At 44.8% G+C, this 14,300-nt stretch carries 17 protein-coding genes; 7 read left to right on the forward strand and 10 right to left on the reverse strand.

All coding sequences use genetic code 11. From position 1 onward, the window contains the following. Window positions 1-9 precede the first annotated feature (9 nt). A complete protein-coding gene (nfuA, locus tag D1Z90_RS02320) occupies window positions 10-588 on the forward strand; it encodes a Fe-S biogenesis protein NfuA (RefSeq protein WP_119909108.1) in 579 nt (192 codons plus the stop codon). A gap of 69 nt (window positions 589-657) precedes the next feature. Here the strand turns inward: nfuA and gpsA are convergent, their stop codons facing one another. The 3 genes from gpsA to D1Z90_RS02335 form a co-directional block, all read right to left on the reverse strand. Beyond that, window positions 658-1,662, reverse strand: a complete 1,005-nt coding sequence (gpsA, locus tag D1Z90_RS02325) for an NAD(P)H-dependent glycerol-3-phosphate dehydrogenase (protein WP_119909109.1) — start codon at window positions 1,660-1,662, stop codon at window positions 658-660. A gap of 5 nt (window positions 1,663-1,667) precedes the next feature. Beyond that, window positions 1,668-2,156, reverse strand: a complete 489-nt coding sequence (secB, locus tag D1Z90_RS02330; protein WP_119909110.1) for a protein-export chaperone SecB — start codon at window positions 2,154-2,156, stop codon at window positions 1,668-1,670. Window positions 2,157-2,297: 141 nt separating this feature from the next. Further along, entirely contained in the window at window positions 2,298-2,726 is a 429-nt protein-coding gene (locus tag D1Z90_RS02335; RefSeq protein WP_119909111.1) for a rhodanese-like domain-containing protein, read from the reverse strand. 231 nt (window positions 2,727-2,957) lie between these two features. Here D1Z90_RS02335 and gpmM point away from each other — a divergent pair, with 231 nt between their 5' ends. From gpmM to D1Z90_RS02350, 3 genes are all read left to right on the forward strand, one after another. Further along, complete coding sequence (gpmM, locus tag D1Z90_RS02340) at window positions 2,958-4,484, forward strand: 2,3-bisphosphoglycerate-independent phosphoglycerate mutase (RefSeq protein WP_119909112.1); 1,527 nt, start codon at window positions 2,958-2,960, stop codon at window positions 4,482-4,484. Window positions 4,485-4,493: 9 nt separating this feature from the next. After that, complete coding sequence (locus D1Z90_RS02345; RefSeq protein ID WP_119909113.1) at window positions 4,494-5,636, forward strand: murein hydrolase activator EnvC family protein; 1,143 nt, start codon at window positions 4,494-4,496, stop codon at window positions 5,634-5,636. A gap of 83 nt (window positions 5,637-5,719) precedes the next feature. Further along, a complete protein-coding gene (locus D1Z90_RS02350; RefSeq protein ID WP_119909114.1) occupies window positions 5,720-6,490 on the forward strand; it encodes a divergent polysaccharide deacetylase family protein in 771 nt (256 codons plus the stop codon). Here the strand turns inward: D1Z90_RS02350 and D1Z90_RS02355 are convergent. Further along, window positions 6,465-6,713, reverse strand: coding sequence for a YkgJ family cysteine cluster protein (locus tag D1Z90_RS02355; RefSeq protein ID WP_119909115.1), 249 nt, complete (start codon window positions 6,711-6,713; stop codon window positions 6,465-6,467). The two genes, D1Z90_RS02350 and D1Z90_RS02355, sit on opposite strands and share 26 nt — an antisense overlap. A gap of 92 nt (window positions 6,714-6,805) precedes the next feature. Here D1Z90_RS02355 and panM point away from each other — a divergent pair, with 92 nt between their 5' ends. After that, complete coding sequence (gene panM, locus D1Z90_RS02360) at window positions 6,806-7,195, forward strand: aspartate 1-decarboxylase autocleavage activator PanM (protein WP_119909116.1); 390 nt, start codon at window positions 6,806-6,808, stop codon at window positions 7,193-7,195. Window positions 7,196-7,208: 13 nt separating this feature from the next. Here the strand turns inward: panM and D1Z90_RS02365 are convergent, their stop codons facing one another. The 5 genes from D1Z90_RS02365 to D1Z90_RS02385 all read right to left on the reverse strand — a co-directional run bounded on the left by D1Z90_RS02365 (window position 7,209) and on the right by D1Z90_RS02385 (window position 11,085). Further along, window positions 7,209-7,601 carry a hypothetical protein gene (locus tag D1Z90_RS02365; protein ID WP_119909117.1) on the reverse strand — a complete coding sequence of 131 codons (393 nt, stop codon included), beginning with the start codon at window positions 7,599-7,601 and terminating at the stop codon, window positions 7,209-7,211. Window position 7,602: 1 nt separating this feature from the next. After that, the gene (locus D1Z90_RS02370; RefSeq protein ID WP_119909118.1) at window positions 7,603-8,205 is read right to left on the reverse strand and encodes a DUF4136 domain-containing protein; all 603 of its coding nucleotides are present in this window, start codon (window positions 8,203-8,205) and stop codon (window positions 7,603-7,605) included. Window positions 8,206-8,632: 427 nt separating this feature from the next. Then, a complete protein-coding gene (dusA, locus tag D1Z90_RS02375; protein ID WP_269777021.1) occupies window positions 8,633-9,631 on the reverse strand; it encodes a tRNA dihydrouridine(20/20a) synthase DusA in 999 nt (332 codons plus the stop codon). Between the two features lie 597 nt (window positions 9,632-10,228). Further along, on the reverse strand, window positions 10,229-10,591 hold the full coding sequence (locus D1Z90_RS02380; RefSeq protein ID WP_119909119.1) for a sirohydrochlorin chelatase: 363 nt from the start codon (window positions 10,589-10,591) through the stop codon (window positions 10,229-10,231). Window positions 10,592-10,695: 104 nt separating this feature from the next. Next, complete coding sequence (locus D1Z90_RS02385) at window positions 10,696-11,085, reverse strand: YijD family membrane protein (RefSeq protein WP_119909120.1); 390 nt, start codon at window positions 11,083-11,085, stop codon at window positions 10,696-10,698. Window positions 11,086-11,406: 321 nt separating this feature from the next. On the opposite strand from D1Z90_RS02385, the gene sthA reads away from it, so the two are divergent. Both sthA and D1Z90_RS02395 read left to right on the forward strand, forming a co-directional pair. Beyond that, window positions 11,407-12,837, forward strand: coding sequence for a Si-specific NAD(P)(+) transhydrogenase (gene sthA, locus D1Z90_RS02390; RefSeq protein ID WP_198419024.1), 1,431 nt, complete (start codon window positions 11,407-11,409; stop codon window positions 12,835-12,837). Window positions 12,838-12,972: 135 nt separating this feature from the next. Further along, complete coding sequence (locus tag D1Z90_RS02395) at window positions 12,973-13,425, forward strand: hypothetical protein (protein ID WP_119909121.1); 453 nt, start codon at window positions 12,973-12,975, stop codon at window positions 13,423-13,425. Between the two features lie 60 nt (window positions 13,426-13,485). On the opposite strand, the gene D1Z90_RS02400 is transcribed toward D1Z90_RS02395, so the two are convergent. After that, window positions 13,486-14,196, reverse strand: coding sequence for a Rossmann-fold NAD(P)-binding domain-containing protein (locus D1Z90_RS02400; protein WP_119909122.1), 711 nt, complete (start codon window positions 14,194-14,196; stop codon window positions 13,486-13,488). Window positions 14,197-14,300: the final 104 nt, after the last annotated feature.

Here is a 14,300-nt window from a genome sequence, read left to right on the forward strand (position 1 = left end):
AGGAAAGTGATGATTAGTATTTCTGAAGCAGCACAACAGCACTTTGTGAAGTTGTTAAGCTCACAAGCTGAAGGCACCAATATTCGCGTGTTTGTGGTGAACCCTGGTACCGCTAATGCAGAGTGTGGGGTGTCTTATTGCCCGCCAGAAGCAGTAGAAAAAACCGATATTTTACTGCCTTTCGATGGCTTTGATGCCATGGTTGATGAGATAAGCGCGCCGTTTTTAGAAGAAGCCACGATTGACTTGGTAACAGAAGAAACCGGTACTCAGCTGACACTAAAAGCGCCTAACGCAAAAATGAAAAAAGTCGCCGACGATGCACCCTTGCTCGATCGCGTGGATTACATGATTCAATCAGAAATCAACCCAAGCTTAGCCAGCCACGGGGGTTTCCTTAAGTTAATGGAACTGACCGAAGACGGTTATGCCATCGTACAATTTGGCGGCGGCTGTAATGGTTGTTCTCAGGTAGACTTAACGCTAAAAGATGGCGTTGAAAAACAAATGCTGGAGCAATTTGCCGGTGAACTTAAGGGTGTCAGAGACATCACTGAGCACGAAAGTGGTGAACACTCTTATATGTAGCGTGTAAAGTACTGTGAGACAAAAAAAGGGCGTAAAGCCCTTTTTTACTATTGGCGATTAAGAGCAAGCCTATTCACCTTTCTTACTGCGAGCGAGTAAGGCGACAGCAGCAGCTTTAGGATCTTTACCTTGATACAACACTTGGTAAATCTGCTCTGTGATTGGCATTTCTACTTGGTGCCTTTGTGACAACATGTACACTTCTTTGGTATTGCGATAGCCTTCAACCACTTGGCCAATTTCTTGTTGCGCGTCAGCCACCGACAAACCACGACCTAACGCTAACCCAAAACGTCGGTTACGAGACTGATTATCGGTACAAGTTAATACCAAATCACCTAGCCCAGCCATGCCCATAAAGGTCTTAGGATCGGCATTGAGTGCAGCCCCTAAACGGCTTAACTCGGTCAAACCTCGAGTAATTAACGCAGTTCTGGCATTCGCGCCAAAGCCCAGGCCGTCAGCCAAGCCTGCGCCAATGGCAATAACGTTTTTCACCGCACCACCTAATTGCACACCAATAAAGTCATCATTGGTATAAACTCGAAAGCTCTGTTCATTGTGCAGCAAGTTAGATAAATCGGTCACAAAATCAGGGTCAGTTGAAGACAAAGAAATTGCGGTTGGTAGCCCCATCGCTAATTCTTTTGCAAAAGTGGGTCCTGAAATCACCGCCAGAGAAATATCTTTGCCAAGCGCTTCAATGGCGACATCCTGTAGCAATCTACCGGTTTCAGGCTCCAAGCCTTTGGTCGCCCATGCAACTCGGTGTTGCTTGGTCAAGTATGGCTTAATTTGTTGCAACACTGAGGCAAAAGCATAGCTAGGTACCACCAGTAAGATATTGCGACTGGCTCTGACACAGCTGGCTAAATCAGCTTCCAGCGCTAAAGTCTCAGGAAACTCCACCCCAGGTAAAAACTCTTCGTTACAACGTGCGGCTGCCAAAGTAGCAACATGCTCAGGATCATGACCCCATAACAATGTTGAATGGCCGTTTCTGGCTAGAGAAATAGCAAGGGCGGAGCCATAAGACCCCGCCCCTAACACAGAAATGGCTGCTGAATTAGCCATCTAGATTATGAATCCAGTTTTTCTGGTTGTGCTTCTGCTTCACCAGAACGCTGCTGCATTGCTTGTGCAAACAAAGCGTCAAAGTTAACAGGCGCTAGGTTAAGCTGTGGGAAAGTACCACGAGTCACCATGCTTGTTACCGCTTCACGAGCGTAAGGGAACAAAATGTTTGGACAGAACGCGCCTAGGCAATGCGCCATTTGTGGATCTGGCATTTCACCTACCGTGAAGATACCCGCTTGCTGTACTTCACAAAGGAAAGCGGTTTCATCGCCTACTTTAGCGGTAACAGTTAAAGAAAGCACCACTTCGTATACGTGGTCAGCTAGCTTAGCGCTCTTAGTATCTAGGTCCAGTTTTACTTCTGGCTGCCATTCTTTTTGGAAAATAGTTGGCGAGTTAGGGCACTCAAAAGAAATATCTTTTAGGAAGATACGTTGAATATTAAAATCAATCTGTTCTTGTTGTGGTGCGCTTTGTTGTTCGTCAGCCATGGTAAAAATCCTTAAAAATAAATTAAATCAATAAAATGAGTCTTCGGCGAGGCAAAATCAATGCCTTCCTTTGGCGTGATGCCACCTGACCACTCAATAAAAACGTATACAGTCTAATCTTGCCTGGAGAATCGGTCTAGATTAGTTTTTTGTTAACGGTAAATGTGCGTTTTTCCATTCGGAAACGCCACCAGAAAGATAAGAAACCTTGTCATATCCGGCTTTATTAATCTTGTTTGCCGCCGCTGAAGCGCGCATGCCCGTTGAACATACCACTATAATGGGGCTATCTTTATATTTTTCAATGGCAGATAAACTTCCATCGTTAATTTGTGACTCAGTTATATTTTTTGAGTCCACTATATGACCTTTTCTGAAGTCATCTTTACTACGCATATCAACCACAACCGCATCTTGCTTGTTGATCATTTGCGTGGCTTCTTGATGGGTTACCGCATTGACTGGTGACATTTTACTTTTCACCGTCGTGAAAATCAGGACAGCAGCTAAGCCAAACCAAGCGGCAACAAGCATCGGAGTGGTGGCGGCAAATTCGATATACTCTTGCATTTTTTATCGCTTCATTCTCTGGAAAAAAGCCGAGTATACCTGTGCTGAACAAGAATATCAGCCTTGAGTAAAAGGAATGCTTCGACTTTTTGAGCCATATAAACAAAATTGAACAACAAAAATACTAGATTGCAGCGAAAGCTTTGCGCCAGATCTATAACAAACTGCGAAACTGTAGTAAAATTACGTTAATTTCAGTTTTAAAAATCGACTCTAAAAGAGGTAAACAAGATGGCTAAGAAGCCTTTAGTACTTATCATTATGGACGGTTGGGGCTACCGCCCAGATATGCCTGATAACGCGGTATCCAACGCAAACACTCCGGTATTAGATGGCCTTTGTAAAGATTACGCTAACTCATTAATCTCAGCATCTGGCATGGACGTAGGTCTACCAGACGGTCAAATGGGTAACTCTGAAGTGGGTCATACCAACATTGGCGCCGGCCGTATTGTTTACCAAAACCTCACTCGTATCTCAAAAGATATCAGCGACGGTACCTTTGCTGAAAATGCCGCTCTGACGGGTGCCATTGATAAAGCAGCGAAAGCAGACAAAGCCGTTCATATCTTTGGTTTGCTGTCTCCTGGCGGCGTACATAGTCACGAAGAGCATATTTTAGGTGCCATTGAACTTGCGGCTCAACGCGGCGCAGAAAAAGTGTACCTCCACGCTATCACCGACGGCCGTGACACGCCACCTCGCAGCGCACAAGGCTCAATCGATTTATTTGAAGCCAAATTTAAAGCGCTGGGTAAAGGACGTTTTGCCTCTATGGTTGGTCGCTACTTCGCCATGGACCGTGATAATCGTTGGGAGCGTGTTGAAGAAGCATACAACCTAATGACCTTAGGCCAAGGCTCTCACCAAGCAGAATCTGCTACTGCAGCGCTAGAAGCCGCTTACAGCCGCGATGAAAACGATGAATTTGTAAAAGCCACCAGTATTGGTGACGCAGTACAAATCGAAGATGGCGATGCCGTTATCTTTATGAACTTCCGCGCCGACCGCGCTCGTGAAATCACTCGTGCATTTGTTGAGTCTGACTTTACTGGTTTTGAGCGCCAAGCAACGCCAAAACTGGCTGACTTTGTGATGCTGACTGAATACGCCGCAGACATCAATACTGCGTGTGCTTACCCGTCTGAGTCATTGTCAAATACCTTAGGTGAATGGCTGGCAGACAGCGGCAAAACTCAGCTACGTATCTCAGAAACTGAGAAATATGCGCACGTTACCTTCTTCTTTAATGGCGGTGTAGAAGATTGCTTTAAAGGCGAAGAGCGTGAATTAATCGCCTCTCCTGCTGTTGCTACTTATGACCTACAACCAGAAATGAGCTCACAAGAGCTAACTGATAAGTTAGTGGGTGCGATTAAGAGTGACAAATACGACGTGATTATTTGTAACTATCCTAATGGCGACATGGTTGGCCACACTGGCGTATACGATGCAGCAGTGAAAGCGTGTGAAGCGGTTGACTCAAGCATCGGCCAAGTTGTTGCAGCGCTTAAAGAAGTGGGCGGTGAATGTCTTATCACAGCTGACCACGGTAACGCAGAGCAAATGATTGACCCTGAAACAGGTGGTATTCACACTGCGCACACCAACTTGCCCGTACCATTGATTTACTTCGGTCGTGAAGCAGAAATGCTAGAAGGCGGAAAACTCAGTGACTTAGCGCCAACAATGCTAAATTTGATGGGCATGGAAATTCCAGCTGAAATGACTGGTAAGCCATTAGTGAATTTGAAATAATCTCGGCCCATGAACGGGCTAAATTTTTCTCTATTAAAAAGCAAAGCGTGCAGTGTTTTCACTGCCGCTTTGCTTTTTTTGTGGTTTTTTCCTGCTGTCGCCCAACAAACAGAGCTGGAAAACGTTAAAGAACAAATCAAAAGCCATCAAGCGAATATCAAGAAACAAAACGAAGCAATCCAAGCTATCGAAAAAGAGCTGGAAGTAGCGGAAAAAGAAATCTCAAAATTTGCCGCTAAATTGAACGAATTAAACCAAGAAAGTAAGCAAGCCACCTCAGCTCTACACCAATTAAAATTATCGGCGCAAACCTTAGAAGCCGATAAACAAAAGCAACAAAAGTTACTCGCTAAGCAAATTGCCAGCGCTTACCGCACCGGTAAACATGATTATTTAAAAGTATTGCTCAACCAAGAAGATCCTACCCAAATTGATCGTGCAATTAGCTACTATCAGTACCTCAACGACGCGCGGGTTAAAAGTTTAAAACGCATGCAGTTTACTATGACTGAGTTGAGTAAAAACCAACAAGCCCAAGAGCAAAAGCTGGCCGAGTTAGACAACTTAAAGCAGCAGCAAAAGCAGCAGCAAAAGCAGCTAAGCAACCAACAAAAAGAGCGCGAAGCAGCGGTCACAGAACTTAACAATACGATTAAGGGTGAACAGCAGCAGCTGCACCAATTGGCGGAAGCTGAAAAGCACCTGTCTTCAAAAATTAAGCAAACCCGTAAAAAGCTTAAAAAACCTAAACTAGAAGGCTTGGGCAAATACAAAGGTAAGCTTAGGTGGCCAGTGAAAGGCAAGGTGTTGCACAGCTATGGCAGTCACCGCCGCGGCCAAGTTCGCTGGAAGGGCATATTAATATCGGCCAGAGAAGGGAATAATATTCGCTCTGTTTCTCACGGGCAGGTAATATACTCAGATTATTTAAAGGGTTACGGCATGGTCATGGTCATAGACCACGGCAATGCTTACATGAGTTTATATGGACATAACCAAACCCTGTTAAAAGCCGTTGGCGATACGATTCAAAGAGGGGAAGTCATTGCCTTAGCGGGCCGCAGTGGTGGTCAAAAGCGCAGTGGGTTATATTTTGAGATACGTCACAAAGGTGAACCTCAAGACCCTGTTAAATGGTTGAAAAAACGATAAATAAAATCAAAACCAGTAATTAAAGACTATGGTTTGTTAAAGCGATTTGCTGGTTATTTTTTAGGGTGCTTTGCACGTTTGTAATGGATTATTTTAAAACTTTTTGGGCCGCATTATGCTTGGCCTTTAGCAGCGTCTGTTTTAGCGCTGAGATAGCTATCATCATTGATGACATAGGGAACAGTGAATCAGACCAGCAAGCTCTTAATTTGCCTCCTGAGGTAGCCCTATCTTTATTGCCTTTTACTCCCCACGCTCAGCAGATTGGACATCATGCGCTGCAACAGCAGCGAGATTTATTGCTGCACGTGCCAATGGAAGCACACTATAAAAATCACTACCTGGGCCCAGGCGCATTAACCGCGCAAATGGATGAGCAAGCGCTCAAACAGCAATTACAGCAAGCCATAGTCTCTTTGCCTTTTATTCAAGGCATGAATAATCACATGGGCAGCAAGTTAACCAGTATGGCTGAGCCAATGCGCTGGACCATGGAGACCTTGGCACAACATGAATTGTTTTTTGTCGACAGCCGCACCACCAAACATACCGTAGCTGAAGCAAAAGCTAATGCAGTGGGTGTACCCGTGCTGAGGCGCCATGTGTTTTTAGATAATATTCGTAGCTCGGCCGCAATAGCAAAGCAATTTGAGTTTGCCTTGAAGCTGGCTCGTTCAGGAAGATCCGTGGTGATCATCGGCCACCCTTACCCAGAAACACTCGACTACTTAGAGCAAAGGCTAAGCCAACCGTTAGCGGCGGTTAACTTAGTGCCAATTACCAGCTTAGTTCCAATGAGTGAAGGAGCCCTTGCCCGGCAAAAGGCCCTTAAGTCAGGCGCTCTAACTCAGTAATGTTAAACATAGCTTGAGCTGAAGTGTCGCCACACACATCAGGGCAAGCTTTAAACTGTTCGCACACCTTAGGGCGAGAAGGATCGCCAAATAGCTTACACAAATTATTGTCGTCAAGCTGAACACAGCGCACTCCAGCCGGCTTGCCTTGTACCATTCCTGGAATTTTTGAACTAATACTCGGGGCGATACAACACGCGCCGCAGCCTAACCGACACTGCATAGTCTGTTTGCTCTTATGGGTAATGCTTTTATAATGGCGCTATTCTACTCTCTCTGCGTTCAATCGCATAATTACAGTCATACGGAGTTTGCATGCGTTTAAGTTGTTTTCAAGCTAATCAAATAGAGCCACAGTTACTTATTGATTTAACTAAAATTTATAATATTAGCTTGGTACAAGCCCAAGACTTAGTCGAAGACGCTAACCAGGCACTTTTTGTCGCTATGTTTAACGATCGCCACATTGCGGCATGCAAAATAAAGAAAAGCGGGGCCACCGCTCAGCTAGTGGATTTTACCGTGCGAGACTTAACGCGTCGTCGTGGAGTGGGAAAGTTCTTATTGTCACAACTAGAGCAAACGTTGGCTGCCGAAGGCATCCGCCAAGTTGAACTAACGGATCCAAACCAGGCAAGCATAGCTGCATTTGCAGCAGCCATGGGATACACCTTTGACCAACACGTGTGGACAAAGGCGCTGTAACTAGTCTGCCAGATTACTTGGCTTGCTTGAGTGAACGCAAAAACAGTCCAAGACCACCAATAAGCAACACCAAAATGGTAATAAGCTCAAACGATGTCATGGTTTTGAGTCGCATACTGATTGAGCTTATCACGCCAAAAAACAACATGGTTAAGCCGCCTAAGGTTAACAGCCACCCAAGCCAATTTTTGTAGTTATAAAAAATAATGCCGATACCAAAAATGAAAGGCACTAGCACCATACCCGAAGTTAACGAAAAGCCACCAAAACTATATAGGCTCATGCCTAAGTGAAAGTGATGACTGACAATAATGGCATTGAGTAAGAGGTAGCCGCCACTTATTAGCATAATCAAACCGATAAAAAAACTGCCTATGCCACCTTGGGTTCCGCCTGCTCCTTGCACCTTATTGCCCCGCTTGTGGAAGGTTTTCTAACATCTTGCCAACAACGGCATCAGCCCGGCCCGTTTTATCTTGTTTAGGCTTTTCAAAGTCCGCAAAACCTTGCACCATACTTTTCCACAGGAGCTGCTCAGTATTCGGAGACATAACGCCAAGCACTAACGTGGCTTTCTCGTAGCGACCTTCTGAGCCAATACCAACCACACCTGCCGACATACCAAATAGGCGCGTTAGGTCCGCATCAGCCAGACCTGACTCAAGTGAGAACAGAAACCCCATCACAAGGTCAGCATTTTCAGATTTGGGCTCATAGCTGTAGCCTTTGGCTTGCATGACCAAAGCAATGGCATCACGCACCTCTTGTTGTACCTGCTTAGTGTCAATACGGGGGTCGTCGATAACCACATTCACTTTATCGACAAAGCTGTAAGTGTTAAATGCCGGAATGGTTTGACCAGGTTGAGCATCGCTAACGATCGTCACGCGCTGCATTTGTTGATCTTTTTTCTGAGCTTCGCTCATTGGCTCTGCAGAAGGCTCTTTAGAGCAAGCGGCGACAAGCGATAAAGCGCACACAGAAGTGGCAAGCTTGTGAAGTGTTTTCAATCTAGTATTCCCTCATGTATAGCTAAACGTTCCTACTAATAACCATATAACAAGGACAGACAAAATTATACTAGGGGGTACCAGTAATCAGCTGTAAACGATCATTTTTTGAAGCCAGTCATTACCAGCCGAAGATTTCTTTATGGTGAGTGCAATAAACGATTAAGGCCAGTAATAAGAATAAGGCGTTGATTTGAAAGCCCAGAACAGCAGTTGTCCCAAAAACAACACGAACCAGTGCGAGCTTTGTCCACGAAAGTGCCATAATAACCACCACCTTTTTGCATCAATATTAAAAAGGTAGTGGATATTAGACTAAAGTCGTAGTTGAATAAATGCTTTATAAATATCGATTGGTTATATCCAATCTGGTTTATAAAAACTCATGCCAATAACTTTCACAAGCAATTGAATTGTATTGTTATTTTTATTCGGGCTGGCGATATTCAGTGACGAGCTTCAAGGCAGCAATCACTACATCTAAAGTCGCATCCGCCTTAGGAGCTCGCTCACTTAAGTGTCGACGGTAAGCTCGGCCATTCGGTAAGCCTTGAAACAGCCCTAACATGTGGCGAGTGACATGAGACAGCTTAGCGCCAGAAGCTAAGTGTTTCTCAATATATGGATACATGGCCTCAACGACTTGCGCCCGAGTCATAATGTCAGCATTAGACCCAAAGAGGTGTTGATCTACTCCTGCTAACAAATAAGGATTGCTATATACTTCTCGCCCCAGCATCACGCCATCAAGGTGCGCTAAATGTTGTTCGCACTCCGCCAATGTTTTGATACCGCCATTAATCGCCAGAGTTAAATGAGGGTAATCCTGCTTAAGTTGATAAACACGCGGGTAATCAAGAGGCGGGATCTCACGGTTTTCTTTTGGACTCAAGCCACTGAGCCAAGCTTTGCGTGCATGAACAATAAAAGTATCGCAGCCTACATTCGAGACCGTATCAATAAAGGCGGTTAAAAAGTCGTAGCTGTCTTGGTCATCAATGCCAATGCGAGTTTTCACCGTGACAGGTATATCACATGCATCTCGCATCGCTTTTACACAATCGGCAACGAGCTCAGGCTCGGCCATTAGACAAGCGCCAAATCGGCCGTTTTGTACCCTATCAGAAGGGCAGCCCACGTTAAGGTTCACTTCCGAATAGCCGCGCTCCTGCGCTAGCCGCGCACACTGTGCCAGCGCAATAGGATCACTGCCACCTAATTGCAACGACACTGGCATTTCTTCTTCGTTAAACAATAAATAATCACCTTTGCCATGTAAGATAGCGCCCGTGGTAATCATCTCGGTGTAGAGCAAGGTTTGCTTACTCATTAAACGGTAAAAATAGCGGCAATGTCGATCGGTCCAATCGAGCATAGGGGCAACGGAAAAACGCTGATTATGTATTCTGTCTTTAGATTCTTTCAAAACTCAAATCTTACTCATAGATACTACAAATTAAAGTAGCTTTAAGATACGGAACATGATTGCATAAATTGCTTGCTGCAACGAATACTGGCTGTTTACTATTTTGCATCAGCATTATACACCCCAAAGAAGAATAGTTGTAACAGTAAAGGTAGGGGCAGATATCTGACAAGAAGCGATGATAGCGCAATGTAAAAGCCATAATTTCTATGCAAAGTTCCTTCTAGCGATGAATAAGACGAGTGCTAAAACTTATGTTAATTCTTCTTAATGCATCAAAGTATCTCAGGGGTGACCTTTTGAGCTGACTTTTCAGTAATTTGTTGGTGGTTATACAAGAAGGGTGGTTATACAAGAAAGAAGCTGTGTGAGGTGTTGTTCCGAAGAAAAACCCTAAAGCAGTAATAATAATCGGCAAACTCTGCCAAAGGTTCGGCTAACACCTTTTTTACTCTTTATTTGATAGTGTTCGCTTAGATGACTAGACCAGATATCGCTCACCGTAAATAAAACGATTGCCCTTCAAGTGAGATTCAACCGTGCAAGATCAGCTCGCCCAATTGAATATGGATAAAAGAGAGCATCGACACGCTATGACTAGCGGGCCGTATCAGAAATCAACCTTTTCATTTCGCTCGAAGCACCGATATGCGTCAAAAGCCGAATGTTGAGCTCTGGGTATGCAGTCTCAACTTTTTCTATGATGCCAGGGATGTCTTTTTTAACGTGCACACCAGAATTTAGAAAATAAGGCAGTACCACAAGCTCGTGGCAACCATTGGCAATGAGCTCTGCAATGGCTATTTCTATAGAAGGCTGAGCAAGCTCTAAAAAAGCCGCTTTCACTTCATCGTATTGGCTCAGCATAGATTCATCTACCATGGCTCTAGTCATGTTGACGAGCTCTTCATTAGCGAGGGCATTACGGCTGCCGTGGGCTGCAATTAATAAAGCTTTCATTTAATTGACCAGTGAGTGTTAGTGGTGACAGTTACGATAAATAGCAGAAGAAAGATCACCTGAAGCGATGGCAGACACGCTTCAGGTTCTAGATCATAGTGTTATTACGACTCTAAGCTTGCTGCTGGCGCTTGTTCGGTTTGCATTGGTTCGGACTTTGACATGCCAAGTCGGGTAGCGACAAAGAAACTTAAGCCCAAACAGATAAATATTTGTAGCAGGTTTTCACCGATTGCAGGATACTGAGCGCGAATAAACGCAGAGTAGCCAAAGGCGCCAATAAAGAATAATGCTAACGCGCAATTACCCGTGTTATCGCTTAGCGGTCCATCAACATAGCGCTGCCACAAAGACGAAATAGCAAACGCAAAGGCGATAATAGGGAATATCGAAAAAGCGACGTATGATGAGGTCAATACCGCCAATGTCGCGTTGCCACATAAGCCGGTTAAAAAAGCAAATAAAAGGGTTTTACGGTCGATAGCTTGGGCCATAGTTAATTCCTAAAAATCAAAAAGTGGATATAATTTCGTAACATCAAGCCGCGGGCTGATACTACACATTCAGCGTTGGTCCAGTGCAAATTGCACCCATAGATAATAATAGATAGGGGCTGCCAACGCTATCAATTCTACCTCAAATCGACTCATACCTTAGGTTAATTTCTCCCCACTCGTTAGCCTGATACACTGTGGCATAAACTCGTTAATCGGTCACAAAATTAATGTTAATATTTTGCTATCTTATTTGCGCCTGAAGATGGCACAAAAATAGCCACACAGATAAAAATAACAAGTATAAAACAAGGAATTCCAGTGAGTAAAAAAGAACCCGCTACGCCGCAGTTAGACATTTCTGCTCATTACGATGCCATCATTATTGGCACGGGTCCGGGCGGCGAAGGTGCCGCGATGAAACTGACTAAATCAGGTAAAAAAGTCGCCATCATAGAAAAATCCCACTCTGTCGGCGGCGGTTGTACCCACTGGGGAACCATTCCCTCAAAAGCATTGCGTCACTCCGTCAGCCGCTTGATTGAATTCAATACTAACCCGCTCTTTGGAGAAGACCAAGCCACCAAACACCTCACTTTCTCAGAGATTTTAAGCCACGCCCAATCGGTGATCCGCAAGCAAGTTAACATGCGCAAAGGCTTTTATGACCGTAACGACTGTGATTTATATTTTGGCAAAGCCAGCTTTAAAGACAGCCATACCATTGAAGTGCGCAAAAACGACGGGTCTTTTGAATATCTAAGCGGCGACAACATCATTATTGCGACGGGGTCTCGACCTTACCGACCTACGGATATTGATTTTAACCACGCTCATGTTTATGACAGCGATACCATTTTATCCCTCGATTATGAGCCCAACAGCATTATCATTTACGGCGCGGGCGTCATTGGCTCTGAATATGCCTCGATTTTCCGTGGTCTTGACGTGAAAACAGACCTCATCAATAACCGCGAGCGTTTATTGTCTTTCCTTGACGCTGAAATGTCAGATGCCCTGTCTTACCACTTTCGTAATTCTGGCATCATCATACGCCACGATGAGCAATATAAGAGCGTCGAAACCCACGATGACGGTATTGTAATGACAATGCAATCTGGCAAACGCATGAAAGCAGACTGTTTGTTATTTGCCAATGGCCGCACAGGTAACACCGACAAGCTCAAGCTAGACAGCGTAGGACTATCGCCAGATGGTCGCGGTCAGTTGAAAGTAAATGAGAGCTACCAAACCGAAGTAAAACACATCTACGCGGTGGGCGATGTGATTGGTTATCCAAGCCTTGCCAGCGCCGCTTACGACCAAGGACGCATTGCAGCTCAAGCTATCGTCGAAGGGAAAACCAAAGAAAAATTGGTGGTGGATATTCCTACCGGCATTTACACCATTCCTGAAATTAGCTCCGTTGGCCGAACCGAGCAAGAGCTCACGGCGCAAAAAGTGCCTTATGAAGTAGGGCGCGCGCAATTTAAACATCTGGCCCGTTCGCAAATATTAGGCTCAGACGTGGGCAGCTTAAAAATATTGTTTCACCGTGATAGCAAAGAGATATTAGGTATTCACTGCTTTGGCGAACGTGCGTCTGAAATCATCCACATTGGTCAAGCGATTATGGAACAAAAAGGCAAAGGCAATAACATTGAGTACTTTGTTAATACAACCTTTAATTACCCCACCATGGCAGAAGCATATCGGGTAGCGGCATTAAACGGCTTAAACCGTTTGTTCTAAGTCTGAAAACAGAACTCATACTTGCGTCGTATAAATTCGTTATACGACGCTAATTATCACAATAAAGCCATGTCTTTTCATGCCAGTTGCGTTATTTTAAGAGCCAGAATTATTTAAACTTTGGTTAATATTTGCATGCTTTCTCTGAAACACCTTTCTCTTTGCGCCGCATTTGCGCTTATCGCTGGTTGTAGTCAAAACTCAGCTCCTGCCGACTCAGGCACAACCGATGCCACCACGACGGTAAATGGCGAGACAGTGCCTTTAACCGCGTTTGAAGATATTCCAGCCGCGCAAAACACCAGTTTAAACGTCAATGATTCTTTGATTATCAGTCAAGGAGAAGATTGGTTAGGCCGCTTGGTATTATCGAGCAAAATGAACAATGCGGACGCGTTCACTTATTATCGTGAAAACATGCCTAAAATGGGTTGGCAACAAGTGGCCCAGGTACAAGGAAAAAATGCCGTGATGACCTTCATTAAACCAAAACGAGTGGCTACCTTACAATTTGAAGCGAGCTCGCTCACTGGCAGTAGCACTATTCGGATTACGGTGTCTCCCCACAACCTGTCTCCAGGCCAGTAATGTCCAAGGTCAAATGTCTGAGGCTTGCTTGAGCCTCAGTCTAGAATAACAGCGGCACAATTACGCAAGATTGATCAGCTTAAGTATTTGCTGTCGATTAAAGCGTGCCACGACACCTTGTTTATTGGTTGCTGACATGGCCTGCTGTTGCCGCAAATCTATTAACGCTAACATGGCTTGAGCTATCTCGTTTCCATTGATTGGTTGGTAGTTTGCCAAAGGTCCTATCATTACAGGTGCAATGCACGCCATTGCGCGTTGTAACCATACTTCATCACGGCGAATTTCATCACGCAGCCCTTTTAACGGGCCGGGTTGCATAATATCTAAATAAGGAAAGCCCAACTCAATCAGCCCCTGCTCCATATCACCTTTACATCTCAGGTAATGAGACATAGCCTTTACGGATGCGCCGATACTTGAGACAACCAACAGATGCGCTACCCCATGACTTTTCATGGTGGTCGCCACTTGCAGTACTAAATCGACGTCAATGGCTCTCAGCTTGGCTCTACTGCCGGCCTTTTTTAAAGTCGTGCCCAAAGCAATGATACCAACTTGTACTTGAACCTTTGCATTAGGCTCATCCATTACCGGCAACCCCAAATGCGGGTGACAATGTTGACGCAGTTTTTGATGCGAAATGGAAAGCGGTTTACGGCACAAATGGTGAATGTGATGAACACGGTGTGAACCTAGGCTTGCCTTTAACACTGCAGAGCCCACTAGACCACTGCCTCCCGCTAAACATATAGAAACCGTTTCAGGCATGAGTTACCTCATCAGTGATTGCCGCCAGTGAGAGTGAAAGGCTTTTGATAAGTCGACTCAGCCTGTGTATTGATTACATTGTTGCGAACATTACAAGCTCGAGC

The sequence above is a fragment of the Motilimonas pumila genome (genome assembly GCF_003596335.1).
Taxonomy (GTDB): Bacteria; Pseudomonadota; Gammaproteobacteria; order Enterobacterales; family CBDFNC01; genus Motilimonas; species Motilimonas pumila.

Coding starts and splice junctions, on each gene's coding strand:
- nfuA (WP_119909108.1), top strand. CDS start 10: ATGATTAGTATTTCTGAAGCAGCACAACAGCACTTTGTGAAGTTGTTA.
- gpsA (WP_119909109.1), bottom strand. CDS start 1,662: ATGGCTAATTCAGCAGCCATTTCTGTGTTAGGGGCGGGGTCTTATGGC.
- secB (WP_119909110.1), bottom strand. CDS start 2,156: ATGGCTGACGAACAACAAAGCGCACCACAACAAGAACAGATTGATTTT.
- D1Z90_RS02335 (WP_119909111.1), bottom strand. CDS start 2,726: ATGCAAGAGTATATCGAATTTGCCGCCACCACTCCGATGCTTGTTGCC.
- gpmM (WP_119909112.1), top strand. CDS start 2,958: ATGGCTAAGAAGCCTTTAGTACTTATCATTATGGACGGTTGGGGCTAC.
- D1Z90_RS02345 (WP_119909113.1), top strand. CDS start 4,494: ATGAACGGGCTAAATTTTTCTCTATTAAAAAGCAAAGCGTGCAGTGTT.
- D1Z90_RS02350 (WP_119909114.1), top strand. CDS start 5,720: ATGGATTATTTTAAAACTTTTTGGGCCGCATTATGCTTGGCCTTTAGC.
- D1Z90_RS02355 (WP_119909115.1), bottom strand. CDS start 6,713: ATGCAGTGTCGGTTAGGCTGCGGCGCGTGTTGTATCGCCCCGAGTATT.
- panM (WP_119909116.1), top strand. CDS start 6,806: ATGCGTTTAAGTTGTTTTCAAGCTAATCAAATAGAGCCACAGTTACTT.
- D1Z90_RS02380 (WP_119909119.1), bottom strand. CDS start 10,591: ATGAAAGCTTTATTAATTGCAGCCCACGGCAGCCGTAATGCCCTCGCT.
- D1Z90_RS02385 (WP_119909120.1), bottom strand. CDS start 11,085: ATGGCCCAAGCTATCGACCGTAAAACCCTTTTATTTGCTTTTTTAACC.
- D1Z90_RS02395 (WP_119909121.1), top strand. CDS start 12,973: ATGCTTTCTCTGAAACACCTTTCTCTTTGCGCCGCATTTGCGCTTATC.
- D1Z90_RS02400 (WP_119909122.1), bottom strand. CDS start 14,196: ATGCCTGAAACGGTTTCTATATGTTTAGCGGGAGGCAGTGGTCTAGTG.